Origin of the sequence: Bacillus sp. 22190 (assembly GCF_052045575.1) — a bacterium.
Classification (GTDB): Bacteria; Bacillota; Bacilli; order Bacillales; family Bacillaceae; genus Bacillus; species Bacillus altitudinis.
Window position 1 is genome coordinate 85,223 of sequence record NZ_JBQEPF010000006.1, and the last position, 20,240, is coordinate 105,462.

Below are 20,240 nucleotides of genomic sequence, written 5' to 3' on the forward strand. Positions count from 1 at the left end.
CAAAACGTTTGGGCAAACCTAAAACTAAGCTTGCTCCTTTTTTTCATGAGATCCAGCATACTCCCCTGCCCAGCGCGATACTTCTCCGAACACACCATGTAATGCACTCCCTTTTTCGGTTAGACAATAGATGACTTTGACTGGCGTTTCAGGAAGTACAGTGCGCTTTATGATTCCTTCTTGCTCAAGCTCTTTTAAGCGTTCTGCGAGCATTTTTTGACTGATGGATGGAATAATGTCCGTCAGGTCTTTAAACCGCTTCGGACCATCAAGCAATACATGAATGATGAGACCATTCCACCTTTTGCCAAGAAGCAAAAAAGCTTGCTGAATGTTTGGACATAATTGAAATTCCATATATTTCAGCCTTTCTTTTCATAATCGTTTGACAAACTAACGGTGTACAATTTAAAATATATCTCTAGTTACAATAAGTAAGTTTCTCACTTTTTTATTTATTGTACCATACTATTTGCAAAAACGGGAGGAAATATCCATATGGCGACTGATCAAAAAACGATTGACATTTTAAAAGAAAGAGCTTCAGTAAAAGAGTATGATACAACTCATGAAATGACAAAAGAAGAGTTAACAGAGCTTCTTGATATCACAACAAAAGCACCATCTGCTTGGAACCTTCAGCATTGGCATTTCACTGTTTTCCATAGTGCTGAATCAAAAGCAAAACTTCTTCCAATTGCTTACAACCAAAAACAAGTCTCTCAAGCATCAGCTGTGATTGCTGTGCTAGGTGACCTTGAAGCCAATCTAAAGGGTGAAAAAATCTACAGTGAGCTAGCAGAACAAGGCTTCATCACAGAAGATATTAAAGAAACATTGATGACGCAAATTAATGGTGCTTATCAAAGCGAGCAATATGCACGTGAAGCTGCGTATTCTAACGCTTCGTTAGCTGCTATGCAATTAATGATTGCGGCGAAAGCAATGGGATATGATACATGCGCAATGGGCGGTTTCAGCAAAGAAGCGTACGTGAAAGAATTCAATGTGAGCGGTCGATACGAACCAGTGATGTTGATTTCTGTCGGGAAAGCAGCAAAAGAAGCTCACAAAAGCAATCGTTTTGACATCGAAGAAGTATCTGATTTCCTATAAAAAACGGCACAGTCTCAGCGTCATGCTGGGGCTTTTTTATTTGCTCTAAATATTATTTTTCCATACTTATTTTTAAGTCTTCCTTTCTCATTCTTCACTATTTACCTCTTTTTAAAAATGAAAGCGTTATATTAGTATGATATTCATAAAAATGATTGTTTTTTCTGAAAATGGTCTTGTGATCTAATCTGACAACTGCTATTATTATGAAATTACAAAATATTAGAGGAGGAAAACATGAACAAAAAACTGATACTGGCGCTACTCATCGCGATTCCATTCATTGGACAGCTTGCACTGCTCCCCTTTGTGAATCGTATTCATCCATTTGTCATCGGGCTGCCCTTTTTCCACTTCTGGCTCTTACTATGGATTGTACTCACACCCGTTTGCACATTTATCATTTACAGGATGCAACATTCAAATGGAGGAACTGACGAATGCAAGGAAACTTAACAGCTTTATTGATTACTGCAAGTATTATTTTCATCGTCGTGGTCATCGGTTTTGCCGCTGGTCGTGATAAATCATCAAGACAATCAGTCGAAGAATGGTCTGTTGGCGGGAGAAAATTTGGCGGGCTTCTCGTCTGGTTCCTTGTTGGCGCAGACTTATATACTGCTTATACCTTTTTAGGGCTCACAAGTACAGCTTATACAGCGGGAAGTGTTGCTTTTTTCGCTATCCCCTATTCAGTTCTTGCTTATTTTATTGCGTATTTCTTCTTACCAAAACTTTGGACGGTTGCAAAAAATCATAAGCTGACAACACTTGCTGATTATGCACGTGAGCGATTTGACAGTAAACTGTTATCCAGTTTGATTGCCATTGTTGGTGTACTCATGCTCATTCCATACATTTGTCTTCAGCTCAGCGGGATTCAAGATACGTTAACTGTCGCTGGAACGAGTTATATTAATGTGAATGCAGTTGTTATAATTTCATTTATTTTAGTTGCACTTTATACATTTTTCAGTGGTATTAAAGGTCCTACATATACAGCCATTATTAAAGATATTCTTGTTTGGGTGATCATGCTCTTTATGGTCGTTTCCCTCCCGATTATTCATTTTAACGGCTGGACTCCAATGATGAATACGTTAGCTAAGGAAGCCCCACAGCTTCTGACGATTCCTGAAGGCGGGCCTAAAGGCATTTTGTGGTTTATTACCGCATCAGGTGTTTCTGCACTCGCATTATTTATGTGGGCACATGCAGCAACTGGCGTTTTCACAGCAAAAAGCGCAGATGCCATCCGTAAAAACAGTATGTTTTTACCTCTTTACAACATTGTATTGATTTTGGTCATCTTCCTTGGCTTCATTGCCTTTTTAGTCTTACCGGAAGATACAAATCCAAGATTTGCTCTTCTTCATTTAATTCAGACGTCATATGGCGGCGTGATGCAGGGGCTTGCGTATTCAACGATTGCACTAGCTTCTCTCATTCCATGTTCGATCATGGCCATTGGGGCATCGAATTTATTTGCCAATAATTTGTACCGTGATTTAATCCATCCAACTGTGTCACCTAAACGGTTAACGATCATTACACGTTCGATGGTATTTATCGTGATCGGGCTGGCTCTACTATTCGGAATGCTCTTCCCAACAGCACTTGTAACGCTTCAACTCATTGGTGTTTCAGGAATGGTTCAAATCTTCCCTGCCATTGCGATCAGCTTGTTCTGGAAAAAACAATCAAGAGAAGCAACGATTGCGGGTTTAGTTGTTGGCATCATCGTCACCTTTACAGCCAATATCTTACAAGTCACGTTTGGTCTTTATGAAGGATTTCTTGGTTTACTAGCAAACGTTGTGGTCATCCTGATTTTGAATCCATTCTTCCAAAAGAATGTCACATCTAATGCTGTGACAAGTGATTTGTTTGAAAAGAATGGGAAAACAACGGAACCTGTGGCTAACAAAGCGTAATACAAGAAAAAGCAGTCCCCTGATGAGGACTGCTTTTTCTATTTCATTTCTTTTTTCAACACTTCAATGGCTTTTTTCATTTGCGTGTCATTTTTCTTGAGCTTATCTTGGATGTTTGTCATCAGTACCGTCGTTGTGTCCCCTGTCAGAATACCATCAGCCTTTAGATCGTGATCTGATTGGAAACTTTTCACGATCGACTGGAATGCTTGATCATAATCTCCATTGGCTTTTGCTTTGTAGCCAAGCGCTTGGAACATTTTTTGAGCCGCTTTGACTTCATCTCCATCATCATTCAGTTGATACGTCTTTTTCGGACTTAAGTATGGCAGCTTCGCATAACTCGGCAGAGATGCTTTCACCTGTGGCTCAATTCCTTTTTTGTGAATCCAAGACCCGTCTGGTGTCAGCCACTTGGCAATGGTTAATTTCACACTAGAACCATCATTGTAGCTTTGCGCATTCTGAACAGTCCCTTTACCAAATGTCTTTTCTCCAACCAGTTGAATGCTAGAGGATTGGTGCAGAGCTGCCGCCATGATTTCAGCAGCACTCGCTGAACCGCCGTTTACAAGAACAACTGTCGGCTGATGAACTTTGCGTTCTTTTTCTGCTTTGTACACTTGTTTCTTTCCTTTTTCCTCAACCTGCATAATGACTTTTCCTTTATCGATAAAGTCATTGCTCATTTCAATTGCTTCTGTCATAATGCCGCCTGGATTATCTCTCAGATCAATGACAAAACCTTTTGCCCCTTTTTTCTCGAGGTCATCAATCGCTTTATCTAACTCTTTAGACGTGGTTTCAGCAAAAGACGTGATTTGGATTTCGCCTATTTTATCTTTTGTTAGTTTTGCATACACCGTTTCAAGTGGAATCGTATCTCTTGTGATCGTGACATCCACATTTCCAACACCTTGTCGGTTCAAATGCAGTTTGACATCCGTTCCTTTTTTCCCTCTGATAAGAGAAACGGCTTTATTCACTGACATACCTTTTGTACTTTTACCATCCACTTTTAAAATACGATCATGAGGTTTCAAACCAGCTTTTTCAGCAGGAGAGCCTTTAATCGGTGCGACAATTAAAATTTGTCCATCCTTCTCTTCTACTTGTGCACCAATTCCTTCAAATGAAGATGAAATCGTGTTGTTAAATCCTTCGGCTTCCTCCTGATCCATATATGTAGAGTATGGATCATCAAGTGATGCAATCATTCCTTGAATCGCACCGTCTACTAGTTTTTGATCATCCGTTTTTTCGTAATACTCGTTTTTTACCTTCGTATATGCAGCCATGAGTTTACTAAACTTCTCATCTCCTGAAACGCTGACAGCACCTTGTTTTGTGATCACAAATGTAATCGCTGAGGAAAGCGCTGCTGTCACCAGAATGGCTATCACGAACTTTAATTGTTTTTTCAAAAAAACACCACCTTTATCTCCTTTCATTATTATCAAGGACGATTCTTCATCCGTCAACCAAAGGATCAAACTTCTATTTGAAAAGATAAGCCATTTCGCCTTGCAATGCATAATCTTTAGAGAGAAACATGATAAGGAAAGAAGGGATTCCATGAGTGACTATGTAGAAATGCTTGCCTATTTTGGTGTATCAGGTGCCCATCCTGGCGGAATTGAGCTAACAAAAACGATGATTGAGCATCTTCACTTGGCGTCTGACGATCGTATACTGGATGTTGGATGCGGCACAGGACAAACAGCCGCCTATCTAGGACATTTAGGTTATGAAGTAGAGGCGATTGATACACACCCTTTGATGATTGAAAAAGCCAATCTGCGATTCGAGCGGGAACAACTACCTTTCCGTGCACAGCAAGCATCGATCGAACACCTGCCATTTGCGGATGACTCGTTCTCTCTACTGATCAGTGAATCTGTTTTAAGCTTTACCCATTTACCTGCTGCGCTTGCTGAGATCAAACGGGTGCTTGCTCCTGGAAAACAATTGATCGCAAATGAGGCTGTGTTAAAAGTGCCGCTCCCCTCAAAAGAACAGGCAACCATTCGGGAGTTTTATGGGTTTCACTCCCTCTTTTCATTTCCTGAATGGAAAAGGCAGTTAGCGTCCGCAGGATTCCGTGACATTCAGATTCTCTCATTTGATGAACACATGGTGCAGGAAGAGCCGACCGAAATGGAATTATCAGATCAAATACCACCTTCTCTTTATGATACATTACAGACACACTATGACCTGATTCAAACACACCGAGAACATCTGAGTCACCTTGTATTTGAATGTACAGTATAAAATGAGCGAATCTCCTATATGTTTTGTCCAAACTCTATGAAGTCTTTCGCATAGGATAAGAGTGAAAAGAGTTTGTCATAAGGAGGAAAAACATGGAGCGCTACTATAAACTTTGTCAGCAGCATATGGGGAAAGTAGCTAGAATTACTGATCGAAATGGCAGAGTACATGTTGGACGTATTGAGCGGGTGTCAAACCGCAAAGTTTATATCCGTCCAGTCGGCGGGTCCCGCAGGGGCTTAGGCTTTGGCTATTACGGAGGTTATTACGGAGGCTATTATGGCTGGGGTCCAGCTTATGGCATCGGTCTCGGTTTTATTACCGGCTTCGCATTAGCAGGTTTGCTCTTTTTTTAAAACGGCGTATAAAAGAAGGCCTCCTAGCTTCGGGAGGCCTTTTATTTGTTTATATTTTCTTCACTTTGTTCATATACTCTTCGAATGTTAAATCATGATCGTGCATCGCTTTTGCAGCTTCTTTCCCTACATAGCGCAAGTGCCACGGCTCATATTCATATTTCGTGATGTCTTCTTTCCCTTTTGGATAACGGATGATAAAGCCATATTTATAAGCGTTTTTGGCTACCCATTTACCATCAGGTGTTTCACCAAATTTTTCAGAGATTTCAAAGCCGGCACTTTTTGAGGAAATATCCATAGCTAAACCTGTTTGATGTTCACTTTCGCCTGGTAAGGCTACGGCTTCTTGGGCTTTTTCTTTCCCTTTTAGTTTCACTTCACTATCAAAAATGACTTTTTGACGATCATAGGAACGATAGCCAGATACTGCAGCAAGCTCAAAGTTTTCCTTTTTAGCACCTTTGAATAATTTCGCAAGTGCCTCCGCTGCTTCTTTTCGAATATATCGTTTTTCAATATCCTCTGAAAAAGAGAATTCCACTTTTGGTACAACGAGATCAGAAGGTTTATAGGTTCCTGGCAGTGCATATTCTTTGTTCACTAAAGCAAGCACATTTTCAGGGTTTTGAATGGTCTTCAGTCCGCTCACTACCTTGATGTCATTGAAATATTCACTCTTTAACGTCAGCTCTTGATTAGATGAATCTGCCGTATCGTTTGAGTTTTGCTGGGGTGATGAACTTGCTGCGTTCTTTTGTTCGTTTGTTTTGTTAGATTCAGTGGTACCGCTTTTCTGATCCAGCAACTGGCAGCCTGATAATGCGGCCGTCAAACCAAGAATCGATGCGATTGAGAGTATTTTATAGCTTTTCTTCATGACATACCTTCCTTTTGCTCTACTAAAAAAATAAAGATGCGCTACATCGTAGCACACCCTTTATACTATTATAAAACAGAATCTAGTGCAATTAAGATCATTTCGTCAAATGTCGTTTGACGCTCTTCAGCAGTTGTTTCTTCTCCTGTTAGCACATGATCACTCACTGTCAGAATCGACAACGCTTTTCTGCCAAATTTTGCAGCAAGCGTATAAAGAGCCGTTGTCTCCATTTCGATCGCTAGAATTCCATATTGATCCATCAGCTCAAGTGGTTTTTCATTATAAAACTGGTCTGCTGTAAATACATTCCCAACACGCACAGCTACATTTTTCGCTTCTGCTGTGTCGTAGGCTTTTTTCAGTAAACCAAAATCAGCACATGGTGCGTAATCAATCGGTCCAAATGCCACACGGTTCATTTGAGAATCTGTTGATGATGTTTGAGCTAAGATGACGTCACGTACATTGACATCTTTTTTGATCGCTCCGCAAGAACCAACACGGATTAAGTTTTGAACATCATAGCTTTGGATCAGCTCATTCACATAGATCGAAATAGACGGTACGCCCATTCCAGTACCTTGTACAGAAATGCGTTTTCCTTTATATGTTCCAGTATAACCATACATGCCGCGCACTTCGTTATAGCACACAACATCTTCTAAATATGTATCTGCAATATATTTCGCACGAAGCGGATCGCCTGGCAGCAATACCGTTTCTGCAATTTGTCCTTTTTCTGCTCCAATATGTACACTCATTTTTTAGCCTCCACTTACGTTTAACATGTGTTTAGTCCCATTTATTATAAACGATTGAGATCAAAAAAGAAAATACCAGCTGAAAGTAAAGCTGGCATCGTCGTTTATATTTAACTCATCGTCATTAGGCGTTCACTGCGTTTCCATCCTGCCGGAAAGAGCTGGTAGTAGCACTTCCCTTTTTTCTGGTCATCAATCACAACGATATCCCCTGTTGTGATAAACCGTGCATTGTAATCATTAGGGACTGTATCTTGTACATTAAATGTCGAGAATGCTTTTTCTAGTACATCAAGGTGTGTCCTGCCGCCAATCTTTGTCCGGTACACAGGCTGATGTCCACTTTCTGCACCATATTCAGGTGTTTGATAAATGGTTAAGTGATAAGCTGAAGGTTTCTTTTGAAAAAATCTCAACGTCAATTGCATTCAAATCCCTCCCCTTTTATATAAAATTGGCTGGGATCTATGAATTTCCTTCTTCTATTTTTGTCGAATGACAGACAATTTTTCGTCAATCTTTTTACATATGAGAAATAAAGCTAGTCCTATCGCAAAGCCCCCTGCTACATCAGTGACATAATGCACACCGATATACATCCTGCTGATGCCGATCATCAGCACATAGCACCCTGTCACCATGTAGACTGCTTTTTGTCTCTTTTTCAGCCACGGAACCATTTCAATGAATAGATAGGCGATAAATGGATAGATCGTTGCTGCATTCATAGAATGTCCGCTCGGAAAGCTGTAATAGGTCTCATTTACTAGATGATCAAAGGATGGACGCTCTCTAGCAAACAGTCCTTTCAGTTCATGATTGACCGTTTTTTCTGCTATATATAGTAGAAAAAGCAGCATAATAGAGTGGTAGCGTTTATACATAAACAGCACCACGCTAAAGATGAGCATGATTGGGACAAGCAGCGCACTGATACCAAAGTCAGTCAAAGTCAGCATGACATCATTTAAAAAAGGAAGTCTGATGTTTTCAAACGATAAGATGATCTGGTTGTCCAACTCCTGGAACATGCCAGACACCATAAGCGCTGCGATGGCGCCAAACAAAAGGAAAAAAATGATGACATACACGCGAACCAATTCCCCTCCCTTTCTACTCAGAATCTCTTCAAAGTATAGTGCCTACCACGCCTCTTCTTCAACTATCATTGCTTTCCTCAGCATATATTCAAATGTAATATCGGCAAGCTCAAACGTTTCCAGCTCAGATGGTATGTACCCTCTTTTGACCAGCTCCGTGTAGAAGAATTCTGCAATTTCCTCTGTATCAATCACCAAATCTGCTTCTTTCATTGCTTTCCGCCTCCTTTTTTATGATGTATGAACGCTGCCTTATTTTTATTACAGTTTGTCATAATGGCTCATTCCATACATATAAATGCAGTAAACGAAAAGAAAAGGGGCATGAGGCAATGAAATGGTTAAGCATTTTAGATGGACATACTTTTGATCAGGTGATGGGCCGTATCTTGAGGGGATGGTTTTATGTGATTGCTTTTTTCTGTGTTCCTTACTTTTTATTCGTGTTAGGACAAGTCTTCTTTTAACCAAAATGCTCGTTTAAACTTTCCAAAATAAAGTCCATCATATCCTTATATTCTGGGTCTTTGAAAAATTCATAGAGAATTTTATAATCATTGTAAATATCAAGAAGCTCATCCACTATAGATACAGCGAGAAATTCTAGTGATGCTTCGCTTTCTTGTTTCTCTTCTAACTGTAATAGAGCGGTTTGCACCATATCTTCCTCTATTTCTTTTGAGGTTTCTCCAACGTAATGCACAAAAAGAAGCTGATGAACAAACTGATCCATCTCATATTTTCTTAGGACAAGCGTCAAGTCTTCTTCTTCTGTTTCCAGCCATTCTCCGTCTTTTAACCTTGTCAGTTCATAAATGACATCTTCCCAGCCATCTTCAAGGTAGCGCCATATTTCAGTCCGATGGCCAATGATTTTAAATAGCTCTTTCCCGTAATCCTTTACATATACAACATCGCCAATGAGGAACTCATATTCAATGTCCAGCTTTTCTGTATCTACAATCACCCCGTCGTACTCATCGTAAAGCTGGAGTGATGTTTCAAAATAAAGCACCTCATTATGATTGACCTCATATAGATAATGTTGGTCAATTTGATGGACTTTTGTTATCGTTCCAACTGTGCCGTACATGACAACGACGACAATATCCCCTACTTTATATTTTGGTGCTTTCGCCTTCATTCTGTCTCCCCCTTGCCCGACTTTTGGTCTTAACGTATCGTATGCCGGCGCAAGGAATTCTGCATGGGCAACCACACCATGCAAAACGCCATTTTATTTCTTCATGAAAAAACCGCTTCTTCCATACGGAACAAGCGGTTGTGTGTGTTATTTTTTTTTGACTTCTACTTCGTATTGCTCAAAAGCCTCATCAAATGTCGTCATGGAGCTTAAATAGTCCCCATTTAACTCTAAATAGGCACATAGCTCATGATAATCAGTGGATGCTTTAGGAAAGCTGTGATCTTCATAAGCAGCATTTGCAAAATGACTGATGTCATCCTTCGGTTTTGGATGTCTATACTTCATTAAATAATGGTAAAACGACTTCACCTGTTTTTCCCTCCGCGACACTCTATTTTGTTGTTATATTATACAGGAATTTGATGACTTGTATAGGCGGAGGTACAACTTATGAAGAAAAATCAAAGTAATTACGCTTTAATAACCGCTCCATGCTCATTAATTCTTCATATAAGATTTTTTCTGGAAGTTTTGTTTGATCGACTAAAATTAATTGATCTTCTATCTCTTTTACTGTCTCATCCTTCTGATACGTCATCCCGCAATGCGTGCAAGAAATCGAAGGCGTTTCCAAAATCTCAATCGATTGTGTGCCCGTGATGAGTTCCCAATAGACTGTGGTCTGTCCTGCGTTCGCTTTCTTCTCCTCACACCAATCACATGTCAGCAACGTTATTTCTCCTCCTTTACGGTTTGTTCTTTTTTGAGCTGGGCTTGATATTTCTTCTCTTTTAATTCATCTCGTTTTTCACGTTTGTTTTTGAGCGTATCATGTTCAGGATTCGTTTCATAAGACTCTCTTCGTTTCATTCGGCTTAAATTTTCAGGCGTAAAGGATCTTGCTTCATCCTCAAATAGAGCAGTTATGCCAATGGCGGGTTCTTTCTTTTCTTCATAGATTTCATTAAAATACGCATCTGCTTGGCCTGCGACGTAATGTTCTGGCTCCGGATAAGAGGTGATCACACCTTCAAAGTTACGCAGGACCACTTTCTCTGGGCTTTGAGATAATAAATAATTTGGCTGTAAGGTGATCTTACCTCCTCCGCCTGGTGCATCTACAACAAAGCTTGGCACGGCATAACCACTCGTATGTCCTCTTAAGCCTTCTATGATTTCAAGGCCTTTTGAAACCGGTGTTCTAAAGTGGCCGATCCCCTCAGATAAATCACATTGATAAATATAATAAGGTCTGACGCGAATCATGACGAGATCATGCATCAGCTTCTTCATAATTGGCACACTGTCGTTAATTCCTGCTAGGATCACCGCCTGATTACCAACAGGGACGCCAGCATTGACAAGTCGCTCACACGCTTCTTTTGCTTCTTTTGTGATTTCAATGCTTGTATTAAAGTGAGTGTTCAGCCAAACAGGATGATATTTTTTTAAAATCTCACACAATTCATCTGTAATTCGCTGCGGAAACACGACCGGTGCACGTGTTCCAATTCGAATGATTTCAACGTGAGGAATGTCTCGTAAGTTTTTCAAAATGTATTCAAGCACTTGATCATTAATTAACAGCCCGTCACCGCCTGAAATTAACACATCCCGCACTTCAGGGGTTTCTCTAATATATCCAATGGCGGCATCTAATTGCTTTTTCGGCACGCCCATCCCGATCTGACCGGAAAAGCGCCTTCTCGTGCAATAGCGGCAGTACATGGAGCACTGATTTGTGACAAGAAACAGCACACGATCTGGGTAGCGGTGCGTTAAACCCGGAACAGGTGAATCCTCATCTTCATGGAGCGGATCTTCGAGGTCATATTTTGTTTTATGAAGCTCCTCTGCAATCGGTACAGACTGCATACGAATTGGGCATCTTGGATCGTCTGGATTCATCAGTGAGGCATAGTAGGGTGTTATGTTGAGTGGAATGGTTTTCGTGGAAATCTTCACCCCTTCTTTTTCCTCTTCTGTTAAGTTCACGACTTTTTCTAAATCTTCTAGCGTTTTGACCGTATGCGTCAGCTGCCAAATCCAGTCGTTCCACTTTTCCTCGGGTACGTCCTTCCAAAGTTCAATGTCCTTCCAATGTCGCGCAGGTTGATACAGTTTTTGATTCATATCCATTCCCCCTATCAGCATTCACTTTATACTATGCAAGTTATGTGCCAACATGGGAAAATGCCCCTATTCTTTACAAAAGGAGCTTTTCCGTCACATTCACCTGTTTGAAGTGCCTACTTTTCGGCATCTGTATATTTTTTTAGTTTATACTGCAATGTTTGTCGAGGAATCTTTAAAGCGGCTGCTGTTTGCTTAATATTCCCTGCGTGCTGTCTTAAAGCTTCTTGAATCAGCGTTTGTTCAAATGACGTCACTTGACTTTTTAATGAGGACTCTGGCGGATGACTTTCTATCTGATGCGTCCGCAAATGGACAGGGAGATATGCTGGGGTGATTTCTTCTGCTTCCTTTGGCATCATCAAGACGGCATGCTCGATCGTATGTTTTAATTCTCTCACATTCCCTGGCCACTGATGGGCCATAAATACTTGGACAGTTTCTTCAGAAAGGCGGTTGACGTTTTTTGAAAATTGCTGATGATACGTTTGAATAAAGTGGCTGGATAACAGCTGGATATCATGCTTCCTTGTGCGAAGCGGCGGGATATGAAATGATGACACATGCAGTCTATAAAATAAGTCTTCTCTTAACATTTGTTTTTTAACGGCTTCAAATGGGTCGATATTGAGGGCAGTAATCACTCTGACATTTACTTGAACCGCCTTTGCATCACCTATCCGGCGGACAACACCATCCTCTAACACACGCAGTAATTTTGTTTGAAGCGTAAGCGGCATCGCTTGCAGCTCATCAAGAAAAAGCGTACCACCATCTGCTAATTCAAACAGCCCCTTGCGATCTATTGCGCCCGTATAACTTCCTTTGACAGACCCGAATAAAAGACTTTCAAGCAGCGATTCTGGAAGAGCAGCACAGTTTTGCGGGATAAAGACTTGATCTTTCCGATCAGATGCATGAACAATCGCTTGTACGAGTACCTCTTTTCCTGTCCCAGTTTCCCCGAAGACCATAACCGATGAAGGATATGCAGCAGCTTTTTTCGCTTTCTCCAGCATCTCTTTTAATTGTGGGTCATTTGTTAAAAATGAAGAAAAATCGAGCATTTGAGTGGTCTCCGCGGCACCATCCGTTCGTTTTTTTTGATCTAAACGATTCGAAAGCGCCGACAGCTTCGACACATCCTTCGCTACTTCTACCGCCCCAATTAACTTGCTGCCTTCCATAATGGGCAGTGTAGTGTTGACGGTCTCAATTTTTTCTCCATTTTTATTCAAATAGGTTTGCAACGAATGATAAATGGGTTTTCCTGTTCTAAGTACATGCATGAGTGTACTTGTCTTTTCAGTTAATGAAGGATACACATCCAGTATGTACTTGCCAATCACCTCATCTTTCGCTAAACAGTCGAACTTCGCTGCATTATGATTATAAAAGATGGTGACCCCTTGATCGTCTACAACGTGAATCGCTTCATCGATGGCTTCTAAAATTAATTCAAACCAATCCGCTCTTTCGACAACCTTCCCCACTATTTCCCCCTCACTTTCTATGCCGAAAATTCGGCACTGTATTGCCCAATTTTCAGCGGCTTGATGATGTTCAACGTGTTCCCCTATCCTTTTCACGTTTCGCTTTTTCCTGTCGATCTCCTGCTTTTTTCGTCAATTCTAAAAAAAGCACCCCTCTTAGGAGGAGTGCTTTCGCCCTGACGTTTGATAAAGAGACAAGTCAAATTCCTGAAGAGACTCCATATACAGCGGCACAATTGGCTTTCCTTCTTGAAAAAATGCAAATTGAGAAGGTTGTAGTTTGATTGGCTGATGGTAAAACGCAAATATTTTCACTACCTCAGGGACAATTCGGCAAAAGGTATCATGCACAAATAAATAGACATCTTGTTTCCATTTAAACAGCCGTCTATTTGGCGGGCTGAATATAGGAGATACTTGAATGATGCTGCCTTCCTCAAACGTCTCCAGCTGCTGTTTTGTGACCGTGTAAATCTCCTTTTGATGAAACTGAAAATATTGCACATCACGTCTTGAAGCAAACCTTCTTTTTGTCTGATGTTCAATATAATAAAATGTTCTTCCGTTATCTGCAGTGACGACTGTATAATTCGGAACTGTCAGCGGCTCGTTCATTTCATATTTCATCGTACATAAGGAAGGAACACGAATCGCACGCCTGTTCTTTTCATTCACCCAGCGCTTGTCAATTAGATGAAGACATCCGTGAGCGATTTGATAATAAGCGCCATCTCTTTCAATCACAGTTCCGTCAATTAAATCGTAGGGCATACTCGCAAACATATGATGGAATGATTGTGGCGTTTTATATGTGGTATCAAGTACTTCTTGTAATGGAAAGAACGCAGCAAAATGATTCAGTCTCATCCAAAACACAGAGTCAGCATGATGCCAATGTTTTGGTTCGTCGGCCCAGTATTGTCCGTATTTTTCATGAATAAGCGAAAGCAGCCGGCTTCTATGCATAACAGAGCAATGGTCGACTTGAAAGGATGCATGCTCCAACACTTGATCTGCTTCTCGAACGAAGCTCGCCGTTTCCACCAAATGCTGATTCACATGCACGACACGCTGCGAGGAATAGACGATATCTATGTGAGGCTTCGATTGAAAAACCTCGACCATTTTCTCTAAACGATCTTTTCTGTAGACTGTATCATCAGTTACATAACAAACCAGCTCACCTGTTATACGTGTTAATGCTTCATTAATTAGCGTTGCATAACGTACAGTCTTCAGCCGGTTTGCAGGATGAATTTGATGAGAATACAATTGAATGCGCTTATCCACTAAATAAGGCTGCATCTTTTGGATCGTTTCTTGTTCAGAGCCATCATCCATGATCAAAAGCTCCCAATGCTGATACGTTTGTTCTACCACACTCTTTAGCACACGTTCAATGAAATCAGGTTTGTTGTAGCTTGTTAATATCACTGATACTTTCATGACCATTATCCTTTTTTAAATAGATTAAAAAGCCCCCCAGCTGACAATGTTCACATAAGGAACACTTACTCTTAGCTGATTTGTCGCATTTTTAAAGACTGCTACTGAGTCAAACAATTGTACGACAACCACGTTTTGCAGCACATCTCCATTGACTAAATGAACACGCGGCAGCGGAATGCCGAGCTCAAGCCACGGGCGCAGCAATTCTTTAATCTCTGACGCACTCCCTTCCTCACTTTCCTCTAAAAGATGAAGAAGAAGTATTATCAACACAACTTCAAGTATTCCTTCTGTTTCTAGTAATTCTTCGTTCCAGCCATTTAATAGTTGTTCAAATTCCATTCAGATTCCCTCTTTCTTCTCGTTTGATCTTTACTAGAGTATGAGGATCACTTCATTTAGCATCAGCATTTGAAAACATTTTTCAAAAATGTGTGAAGTCATTAAATGAAAAAAGAACAAGGAATGAGCATTCTGCTTATACCAAAAAAAGAGAACGGCATATACATAGTGGTGTGTTTGAATGGATGAAGAAAGGATGGGGAAAACATGAGCGAAAAGCGTGCCGAATTAAAAAAAGAGCTATTAAAGCTGTTTTTCAAACCGCTTAGTCATGCGTTAACAGTTAATCTCGAAGAAGGAGGAGTTCAAGTGGAAGAAAAATTGAACGATTTATTTAGTGAGGTAGCAGCTGAAGCATCACCTTCAGATTCTGCTACAACACTCGACGTATCTCAACCAGCAAGATGGATTTTTGCAAGACTTGCACCTGGAACAGTCATTAGCATTGTCATGGACTCAGGTGACTTAATCGGACCCGTTCAATTCGTATCATTCGATGCTTCAACAGGTGTTGTTTTCGTCACACAAGAAAGCTCTGTGACACCTACAGGCTCTGCAACGACTCTATTAGATGTAGATAAAGTAGAAAGTGTTACGTTCACATCTTAATGTGAGAGGGCCATCATGAAGCTTCTTTATATCAGCTCTGGCTACGGTGGAATCTATCGGATGTTCGATCAATGGATAGAAGATAGCTTCATTGATTCCCCCTTTTCATGCATCAAGGTGGAAAGGGAAACTCTACCCGCTCATATGCACAAAATCCGGACATTTTCTCCGGATTTTGTTTTCATGATGATCGGTGACCATATTCCAACAGAACTGCTTCATCAATTCAAACAAGAAAAGATCCCCGTTGTACTGTGGATGACAGAAGACCCTTTTTATATAGATGTGTCAGCTGCATGTGCAAGTGATGCACAGCTGATCTTAACGATTGACGAAGGTGCTTTGTCATTTTACAAACAACTAGGCGCTAATCACACGCACTACTTTCCCATTCCAACCAATACACACGTATTTCAGAAAAAAGAATCACCACATGAATCGTGCATTTATGACATTGCACTCATTGGCTACCCTTATCCAAACCGCATCAAAGCTATCGATACACTCTTACATCAAAACAAATGGCGCATTCTCGTAGCAGGAAAAGAGTGGCATCGCGTGTTGAATAAATCACGCAGACGATATCGTGATCTCTCACTGATGACCCACTGGCTGAGTCCCGAGCAGATGGCAGACATCTATCAAACATCAGCCATTGTTCTGAATCCGCACAGGCCCGCGCAATTTGCCTATAATCAAAACAAAGCCAATGTTCAAAATATGAGTCTCAACAACAGAGCATTTGATATCGCTGCAAGCGGAGGCTTTCAGTTGACAGATCTACAACCGTCACAGGCATTTTCAAGCTTCGCTTTTTACACACACGAAAACGATTTGATTAAGCAGGTCGAGCACTATGTAAAAAATCCTCAACAAAGACAATCGGTTGCAGAGAACAATTACGAGCAAGTCGTTCGCTGGAACACATTTGATACGCTGCCTTACAGACTTTATGAAATAGTCAAAAGCGCCCTATGACCGGGCGCTTTTTCTAATTGTCATCATCTTATGCCGTTCCTTCTGCATCTTGTCGAGCCAATAAAATCTTCTCTGCCTTTTTCCGATCCTCCTCACTTTTCACAACAAGCGATTGCGCATGATCCATCATATATGCACCAACAGAACCTTCTAAAAAGGAATGAATGCATTCTTTTGCATATGGAACATGAAACGCATAGACAGCTCCATTTAAACGCCCATACGTATAAGGGTGCTCCTGAGTTGGTACAAAAAAATAATGATTGTCCTTATACAGGCTGGCTTCATTGGTGTCATGAAGTGTCCAAGTTTCATTTGGATTTTCTAATGCCTCTGTAAAAGAAGCCGCACAATCATATCCCCCCTCTACTAGAAGCTGCAAGCAGTTCTCAATATCTGCCGTCTGCCTTAGTGGTGATGATGGATGCAAATACAAAACAATATCAAATGTCTTTCCCTCTCGTTCTAAATAAGCAAGCGCATGCTTCACAGCTACTAAAGAAGGTGTTTGTTCTGTCACATGTGTGCTTGGTAGTTCAATCACATTTGCTCCATAGTGGGACGAAATGATTTGAGTATTCACATCCTCTGAAGATACGATGACTTCATCTAATTCAATCATTTGTAATAATGGCTGAATGGTCCAATAGATTAGCGGCCGCTCCGCCAATACGCGAATGTGTTCAGCATGATGCCCCTGCTTGCTGCTAAAAGCTGGTATCATGGCTAAAATACGATTTCCCCTATACATGTATGATCTTCTCCCCTCGCGCAGCTCAGCATCAGTGAATACATTCTGAGAGCTGAACTGATCGCCGTACTGAAGTCTTCAGGTGCCTCGTTATTCTACTTAATCTTCTATCTCTACATATTCTATTAAGTCATCAAGCAGATGGTTATAATTGGTTCACCTAATTTATGCATGAAGTGGTTCTTTTCCTCAAACGTCTTCCTCTCTTTCACATATGATGCAAAGTAGAGAAATGAGAGTTGGGGGATTAGATATGTCCAAACAAATAGAAACGAGTTTGAAGACCTTTTTTCGTGACAAAATCATCTTGGTCACAGGCGGTACGGGTTCGATTGGCCGGCAGATTGTGAAAAAATTAACAGCCTGCTCTCCTAAAAAGGTCATTGTCTTCAGTAAAGATGACAGTAAACAATACATGATGAAAAATGAATATGCGGCGCATCCAGAGGTTGTATTTGCACTTGGAGATGTGAGGGATGCAAGCCGCGTCAGGCAGCTTGTCAAAGGAGTAGATATCATCTTCCATGCAGCGGCGCTCAAACAAGTACCCACCTGCGAAGATAATCCGTTTGAAGCTGTCCAAACCAACATCATCGGCGGACAGCATGTCATTGAAGCAGCACTTGAACATGAAGTCAGTCATGTTGTCAACATTTCAACTGACAAAGCAGTTTCTCCGACAAATGCCATGGGAGCTACAAAATTAATTTCGGAAAAATTGTTTTTTCAAGCGAATGAAAGTATTTCAAATCAGAAAACGAGGTTTTGCTCTGTCCGGTTTGGCAATGTGCTTGGATCAAGGGGTTCCGTCATCCCCATCATGCTTCAACAGTTGTTAAATGAACAACCTCTAACTGTAACTGATCCTAAGATGACACGCTTTTTTATGTCTATCGAAGAAGCTGTATCTCTCACGCTTGAAGCAGCTATCATGATGAAAGGCGGCGAAACATTCATCCTCAAGATGGAGTCATTACAGCTGGCTGATCTATTGAAAGCATTTCATGAATATGCCGGTCAGATCAACGTTCCTTCTCCTGATATTCTCGTTGTCGGCAAAAGACCTGGAGAAAAACTTCACGAGGAGCTCACATTCCCTCACGAGGCAGATGCACTGTTTGAACATGAACAATTTTACGCCATTTTACCAAGACCACATCTTCACCCTCATTTTCAAAAAGTCCATTTGACCCATTACACATCGAACGAAGCACCGCTCATTACAAAAGAGAAACTGTTTCACATCATTGAACAATTACATCATACCCACCATAAAAAATAAAAAAATCGTCACACGGAAGCAGCTGACTTCCATGTGACGATTTTTAAATCAATTATTGAAAGATGTGTTTCAAATGACCATAGCCTTCTTTTTCAAGATCATCCTTCGGGATAAACTTTAAAGCGGCAGAATTAATACAATACCGAAGACCGTTTGGCCCTGGGCCGTCAGGGAATACATGACCAAGGTGAGAGTCGGCCGTCTTGCTGCGAACTTCTGTCCGTACCATGCCATGGCTCGTATCTACTTTCTCTTCTACCTCTTGATCTTCAATCGGTTTTGTAAAACTTGGCCAGCCGCAATGGGCATCAAATTTATCTAAAGAAGAAAACAATGGTTTGCCTGAAATGATATCTACATAAATGCCCTCTTCCTTATGATCCCAAAATTCATTTTGAAATGGCGGCTCAGTGCCATTATTTTGTGTCACTTCATACTGCATTCGGTTTAATTCTTTGATGCGCTGCTCTTTTTCGTTAGCCATTATTTATCACTCCAATGAGATTGAATAAAACCTGCTCTGCCCGAACCGACATGGTATCGTTCGTAGTGCATTTTGTTCTTTTTATAATAATGCTGATGATATTCCTCAGCAGGATAAAAAGGACTAGCCTTTAAAATTTCTGTCACGATTGGCTTTTGGAAAATTCCACTTTGGCTCAGCTGCTCTTTTGATGTTTCTGCAAGTTGCCTTTGTTTTTCATTGTGGACATAAATCCCTGTACGGTAGGACTCTCCTCTATCACCAAATTGTCCTCCATCATCTGTTGGGTCTATTTGCTGCCAATATAGTTCTAATAGCTTCTCATACGGAAAAACGTCTGGATCAAAGGTAATTTGAACGGCTTCTCTATGGCCTGTCGTATTTGTACATACTTCCTCATAGGTTGGATTCACTGTATGTCCGCCAGTATACCCTGATTCAACTTTGATAATGCCTGGCTGTTCATCAAAAGGTTTAACCATACACCAGAAACAGCCTCCAGCAAATGTGGCTAATTCTTGTTTTTCAGACATATTAGTGCCCCCTTCATTTAAAAAATGGTATCATCATATTATAACATGATAAAAAATAATGAAAATGATACGACTTGTATACCTAAAAACAAATGAAAGCATTCTGTCGTATCTTAAAATATAATGGGGGTTTAATGATTGGAACAAAGAAAACAAATGATGTATGAAATGGATACTTTACTGAGAACCGTATTTAAGCAAATACGTTATGAAATTAACAGCTTGCTTGAAAACGAATTATCTCGGAATGAATTTCTCATTTTAAATCTGCTGCGTGAACAAGGCGCAAAAAAAGTAACGGAATTCGCCTCAATTCTCGGTGTATCAGCAAGCCATATTACAGCTGTAACCGACACGCTTGTAGAAAAAGGCTGGATCACTCGTATCCGTTCAAAAGAGGATCGACGCATCATCAAAATCCACTTAACCGATAAGGGTAAGGAAATTACTGAGCATTTTGAGAAAAAGAAAACAGAATACTTCATGGAACGATTTGAATCATTTGATGATGAAGAACTGAAAACGATGATCAAGTTATTTAAAAAGCTGGATAAAAGTCAAAAGGATTAAGCATAGATTTTAGCGTGGAGGACATGCTACGGATAAAAAGGTGGA

At 40.6% G+C, this 20,240-nt stretch carries 27 protein-coding genes; 10 read left to right on the forward strand and 17 right to left on the reverse strand.

The window, feature by feature from the left end; all coding sequences use genetic code 11:
* Window positions 1-24 precede the first annotated feature (24 nt).
* A complete protein-coding gene (locus ACTJKA_RS10225) occupies window positions 25-357 on the reverse strand; it encodes a winged helix-turn-helix transcriptional regulator (protein WP_017359678.1) in 333 nt (110 codons plus the stop codon).
* A gap of 141 nt (window positions 358-498) precedes the next feature.
* Between ACTJKA_RS10225 and ACTJKA_RS10230 the strand changes: the two genes are divergently transcribed.
* The 3 genes from ACTJKA_RS10230 (at window position 499) to ACTJKA_RS10240 (ending at window position 3,050) form a co-directional block, all read left to right on the forward strand.
* On the forward strand, window positions 499-1,116 hold the full coding sequence (locus ACTJKA_RS10230) for a nitroreductase family protein (RefSeq protein ID WP_243824228.1): 618 nt from the start codon (window positions 499-501) through the stop codon (window positions 1,114-1,116).
* Window positions 1,117-1,353: 237 nt separating this feature from the next.
* Window positions 1,354-1,572: a DUF3311 domain-containing protein gene (locus tag ACTJKA_RS10235; protein WP_017359680.1), complete on the forward strand. Its 219-nt coding sequence runs from the start codon at window positions 1,354-1,356 to the stop codon at window positions 1,570-1,572.
* Window positions 1,557-3,050 carry a sodium:solute symporter family protein gene (locus ACTJKA_RS10240; protein WP_440607751.1) on the forward strand — a complete coding sequence of 498 codons (1,494 nt, stop codon included), beginning with the start codon at window positions 1,557-1,559 and terminating at the stop codon, window positions 3,048-3,050. Before ACTJKA_RS10235 ends, ACTJKA_RS10240 begins: the two co-directional genes overlap by 16 nt.
* A gap of 38 nt (window positions 3,051-3,088) precedes the next feature.
* Here the strand turns inward: ACTJKA_RS10240 and ACTJKA_RS10245 are convergent, their stop codons facing one another.
* Window positions 3,089-4,474, reverse strand: a complete 1,386-nt coding sequence (locus ACTJKA_RS10245; RefSeq protein WP_440607752.1) for a S41 family peptidase — start codon at window positions 4,472-4,474, stop codon at window positions 3,089-3,091.
* Window positions 4,475-4,625: 151 nt separating this feature from the next.
* On the opposite strand from ACTJKA_RS10245, the gene ACTJKA_RS10250 reads away from it, so the two are divergent.
* Both ACTJKA_RS10250 and ACTJKA_RS10255 read left to right on the forward strand, forming a co-directional pair.
* Window positions 4,626-5,324, forward strand: a complete 699-nt coding sequence (locus tag ACTJKA_RS10250; RefSeq protein WP_148779957.1) for a class I SAM-dependent methyltransferase — start codon at window positions 4,626-4,628, stop codon at window positions 5,322-5,324.
* Window positions 5,325-5,416: 92 nt separating this feature from the next.
* Entirely contained in the window at window positions 5,417-5,680 is a 264-nt protein-coding gene (locus tag ACTJKA_RS10255) for a hypothetical protein (protein ID WP_017359682.1), read from the forward strand.
* Window positions 5,681-5,729: 49 nt separating this feature from the next.
* Here the strand turns inward: ACTJKA_RS10255 and ACTJKA_RS10260 are convergent, their stop codons facing one another.
* The 5 genes from ACTJKA_RS10260 to ACTJKA_RS10280 all read right to left on the reverse strand — a co-directional run bounded on the left by ACTJKA_RS10260 (window position 5,730) and on the right by ACTJKA_RS10280 (window position 8,637).
* Complete coding sequence (locus ACTJKA_RS10260) at window positions 5,730-6,560, reverse strand: M15 family metallopeptidase (RefSeq protein WP_017367458.1); 831 nt, start codon at window positions 6,558-6,560, stop codon at window positions 5,730-5,732.
* Between the two features lie 68 nt (window positions 6,561-6,628).
* Window positions 6,629-7,324: a purine-nucleoside phosphorylase gene (gene deoD / locus ACTJKA_RS10265; RefSeq protein ID WP_007500754.1), complete on the reverse strand. Its 696-nt coding sequence runs from the start codon at window positions 7,322-7,324 to the stop codon at window positions 6,629-6,631.
* Between the two features lie 110 nt (window positions 7,325-7,434).
* On the reverse strand, window positions 7,435-7,752 hold the full coding sequence (locus ACTJKA_RS10270; protein WP_007500756.1) for a YodL domain-containing protein: 318 nt from the start codon (window positions 7,750-7,752) through the stop codon (window positions 7,435-7,437).
* A gap of 54 nt (window positions 7,753-7,806) precedes the next feature.
* Window positions 7,807-8,415: a phosphatase PAP2 family protein gene (locus ACTJKA_RS10275; RefSeq protein WP_440607753.1), complete on the reverse strand. Its 609-nt coding sequence runs from the start codon at window positions 8,413-8,415 to the stop codon at window positions 7,807-7,809.
* 51 nt (window positions 8,416-8,466) lie between these two features.
* Window positions 8,467-8,637 (reverse strand): YozD family protein, encoded by a 171-nt coding sequence (locus ACTJKA_RS10280; protein ID WP_017359685.1) that lies wholly within the window; start codon window positions 8,635-8,637, stop codon window positions 8,467-8,469.
* A 119-nt stretch (window positions 8,638-8,756) separates the two neighbouring features.
* On the opposite strand from ACTJKA_RS10280, the gene ACTJKA_RS10285 reads away from it, so the two are divergent.
* The gene (locus ACTJKA_RS10285) at window positions 8,757-8,891 is read left to right on the forward strand and encodes a hypothetical protein (protein ID WP_017359686.1); all 135 of its coding nucleotides are present in this window, start codon (window positions 8,757-8,759) and stop codon (window positions 8,889-8,891) included.
* Here ACTJKA_RS10285 and ACTJKA_RS10290 read toward each other — a convergent pair.
* The 7 genes from ACTJKA_RS10290 to cgeC form a co-directional block, all read right to left on the reverse strand.
* A complete protein-coding gene (locus ACTJKA_RS10290; RefSeq protein ID WP_008346441.1) occupies window positions 8,888-9,568 on the reverse strand; it encodes a hypothetical protein in 681 nt (226 codons plus the stop codon). The two genes, ACTJKA_RS10285 and ACTJKA_RS10290, sit on opposite strands and share 4 nt — an antisense overlap.
* 147 nt (window positions 9,569-9,715) lie before the next feature.
* A complete protein-coding gene (locus tag ACTJKA_RS10295; protein WP_008346438.1) occupies window positions 9,716-9,940 on the reverse strand; it encodes a YozE family protein in 225 nt (74 codons plus the stop codon).
* Window positions 9,941-10,019: 79 nt separating this feature from the next.
* Window positions 10,020-10,301 carry a YokU family protein gene (locus ACTJKA_RS10300; protein ID WP_008346437.1) on the reverse strand — a complete coding sequence of 94 codons (282 nt, stop codon included), beginning with the start codon at window positions 10,299-10,301 and terminating at the stop codon, window positions 10,020-10,022.
* Window positions 10,302-10,303: 2 nt separating this feature from the next.
* The gene (ablA, locus tag ACTJKA_RS10305) at window positions 10,304-11,704 is read right to left on the reverse strand and encodes a lysine 2,3-aminomutase (protein ID WP_008346434.1); all 1,401 of its coding nucleotides are present in this window, start codon (window positions 11,702-11,704) and stop codon (window positions 10,304-10,306) included.
* A 116-nt stretch (window positions 11,705-11,820) separates the two neighbouring features.
* On the reverse strand, window positions 11,821-13,197 hold the full coding sequence (locus ACTJKA_RS10310; RefSeq protein ID WP_171465496.1) for a sigma 54-interacting transcriptional regulator: 1,377 nt from the start codon (window positions 13,195-13,197) through the stop codon (window positions 11,821-11,823).
* 156 nt (window positions 13,198-13,353) lie between these two features.
* Window positions 13,354-14,649, reverse strand: coding sequence for a glycosyltransferase (locus ACTJKA_RS10315; RefSeq protein WP_171465497.1), 1,296 nt, complete (start codon window positions 14,647-14,649; stop codon window positions 13,354-13,356).
* 18 nt (window positions 14,650-14,667) lie between these two features.
* On the reverse strand, window positions 14,668-14,988 hold the full coding sequence (gene cgeC / locus ACTJKA_RS10320) for a spore maturation protein CgeC (RefSeq protein ID WP_007500768.1): 321 nt from the start codon (window positions 14,986-14,988) through the stop codon (window positions 14,668-14,670).
* Window positions 14,989-15,195: 207 nt separating this feature from the next.
* Between cgeC and ACTJKA_RS10325 the strand changes: the two genes are divergently transcribed.
* Together ACTJKA_RS10325 and ACTJKA_RS10330 are read left to right on the forward strand one after the other, a co-directional pair.
* Window positions 15,196-15,597: a hypothetical protein gene (locus tag ACTJKA_RS10325; protein WP_007500770.1), complete on the forward strand. Its 402-nt coding sequence runs from the start codon at window positions 15,196-15,198 to the stop codon at window positions 15,595-15,597.
* 15 nt (window positions 15,598-15,612) lie between these two features.
* Window positions 15,613-16,575, forward strand: coding sequence for a CgeB family protein (locus tag ACTJKA_RS10330; RefSeq protein WP_440607754.1), 963 nt, complete (start codon window positions 15,613-15,615; stop codon window positions 16,573-16,575).
* A 28-nt stretch (window positions 16,576-16,603) separates the two neighbouring features.
* On the opposite strand, the gene ACTJKA_RS10335 is transcribed toward ACTJKA_RS10330, so the two are convergent.
* On the reverse strand, window positions 16,604-17,326 hold the full coding sequence (locus ACTJKA_RS10335; RefSeq protein ID WP_048002264.1) for an acylneuraminate cytidylyltransferase family protein: 723 nt from the start codon (window positions 17,324-17,326) through the stop codon (window positions 16,604-16,606).
* Window positions 17,327-17,579: 253 nt separating this feature from the next.
* Between ACTJKA_RS10335 and ACTJKA_RS10340 the strand changes: the two genes are divergently transcribed.
* Window positions 17,580-18,608, forward strand: coding sequence for an SDR family NAD(P)-dependent oxidoreductase (locus ACTJKA_RS10340; RefSeq protein WP_017359692.1), 1,029 nt, complete (start codon window positions 17,580-17,582; stop codon window positions 18,606-18,608).
* 52 nt (window positions 18,609-18,660) lie between these two features.
* Here the strand turns inward: ACTJKA_RS10340 and msrB are convergent, their stop codons facing one another.
* Together msrB and msrA are read right to left on the reverse strand one after the other, a co-directional pair.
* Window positions 18,661-19,092: a peptide-methionine (R)-S-oxide reductase MsrB gene (msrB, locus tag ACTJKA_RS10345; RefSeq protein ID WP_007500777.1), complete on the reverse strand. Its 432-nt coding sequence runs from the start codon at window positions 19,090-19,092 to the stop codon at window positions 18,661-18,663.
* Entirely contained in the window at window positions 19,092-19,625 is a 534-nt protein-coding gene (gene msrA, locus ACTJKA_RS10350; protein ID WP_007500778.1) for a peptide-methionine (S)-S-oxide reductase MsrA, read from the reverse strand. The genes msrB and msrA overlap by 1 nt, the downstream gene beginning before the upstream one ends.
* A gap of 138 nt (window positions 19,626-19,763) precedes the next feature.
* Between msrA and ACTJKA_RS10355 the strand changes: the two genes are divergently transcribed.
* Window positions 19,764-20,195, forward strand: coding sequence for a MarR family transcriptional regulator (locus tag ACTJKA_RS10355; RefSeq protein WP_007500780.1), 432 nt, complete (start codon window positions 19,764-19,766; stop codon window positions 20,193-20,195).
* Window positions 20,196-20,240 lie beyond the last annotated feature (45 nt).

What these genes read in the sequence shown, in the direction of transcription:
- cgeC (WP_007500768.1), bottom strand. Translation starts at nt 14,988, where the DNA reads ATGGAATTTGAACAACTATTAAATGGCTGGAACGAAGAATTACTAGAA.
- ACTJKA_RS10260 (WP_017367458.1), bottom strand. Translation starts at nt 6,560, where the DNA reads ATGAAGAAAAGCTATAAAATACTCTCAATCGCATCGATTCTTGGTTTG.
- ACTJKA_RS10325 (WP_007500770.1), top strand. Translation starts at nt 15,196, where the DNA reads ATGAGCGAAAAGCGTGCCGAATTAAAAAAAGAGCTATTAAAGCTGTTT.
- ACTJKA_RS10330 (WP_440607754.1), top strand. Translation starts at nt 15,613, where the DNA reads ATGAAGCTTCTTTATATCAGCTCTGGCTACGGTGGAATCTATCGGATG.
- ACTJKA_RS10255 (WP_017359682.1), top strand. Translation starts at nt 5,417, where the DNA reads ATGGAGCGCTACTATAAACTTTGTCAGCAGCATATGGGGAAAGTAGCT.
- ACTJKA_RS10290 (WP_008346441.1), bottom strand. Translation starts at nt 9,568, where the DNA reads ATGAAGGCGAAAGCACCAAAATATAAAGTAGGGGATATTGTCGTCGTT.
- ACTJKA_RS10250 (WP_148779957.1), top strand. Translation starts at nt 4,626, where the DNA reads ATGAGTGACTATGTAGAAATGCTTGCCTATTTTGGTGTATCAGGTGCC.
- ACTJKA_RS10340 (WP_017359692.1), top strand. Translation starts at nt 17,580, where the DNA reads ATGTCCAAACAAATAGAAACGAGTTTGAAGACCTTTTTTCGTGACAAA.
- deoD (WP_007500754.1), bottom strand. Translation starts at nt 7,324, where the DNA reads ATGAGTGTACATATTGGAGCAGAAAAAGGACAAATTGCAGAAACGGTA.
- ACTJKA_RS10225 (WP_017359678.1), bottom strand. Translation starts at nt 357, where the DNA reads ATGGAATTTCAATTATGTCCAAACATTCAGCAAGCTTTTTTGCTTCTT.
- ACTJKA_RS10315 (WP_171465497.1), bottom strand. Translation starts at nt 14,649, where the DNA reads ATGGTCATGAAAGTATCAGTGATATTAACAAGCTACAACAAACCTGAT.
- ACTJKA_RS10285 (WP_017359686.1), top strand. Translation starts at nt 8,757, where the DNA reads ATGAAATGGTTAAGCATTTTAGATGGACATACTTTTGATCAGGTGATG.
- ACTJKA_RS10230 (WP_243824228.1), top strand. Translation starts at nt 499, where the DNA reads ATGGCGACTGATCAAAAAACGATTGACATTTTAAAAGAAAGAGCTTCA.
- msrB (WP_007500777.1), bottom strand. Translation starts at nt 19,092, where the DNA reads ATGGCTAACGAAAAAGAGCAGCGCATCAAAGAATTAAACCGAATGCAG.
- ACTJKA_RS10240 (WP_440607751.1), top strand. Translation starts at nt 1,557, where the DNA reads ATGCAAGGAAACTTAACAGCTTTATTGATTACTGCAAGTATTATTTTC.
- ACTJKA_RS10270 (WP_007500756.1), bottom strand. Translation starts at nt 7,752, where the DNA reads ATGCAATTGACGTTGAGATTTTTTCAAAAGAAACCTTCAGCTTATCAC.
- ACTJKA_RS10280 (WP_017359685.1), bottom strand. Translation starts at nt 8,637, where the DNA reads ATGAAAGAAGCAGATTTGGTGATTGATACAGAGGAAATTGCAGAATTC.
- ablA (WP_008346434.1), bottom strand. Translation starts at nt 11,704, where the DNA reads ATGAATCAAAAACTGTATCAACCTGCGCGACATTGGAAGGACATTGAA.
- ACTJKA_RS10235 (WP_017359680.1), top strand. Translation starts at nt 1,354, where the DNA reads ATGAACAAAAAACTGATACTGGCGCTACTCATCGCGATTCCATTCATT.
- ACTJKA_RS10335 (WP_048002264.1), bottom strand. Translation starts at nt 17,326, where the DNA reads ATGTATAGGGGAAATCGTATTTTAGCCATGATACCAGCTTTTAGCAGC.
- msrA (WP_007500778.1), bottom strand. Translation starts at nt 19,625, where the DNA reads ATGTCTGAAAAACAAGAATTAGCCACATTTGCTGGAGGCTGTTTCTGG.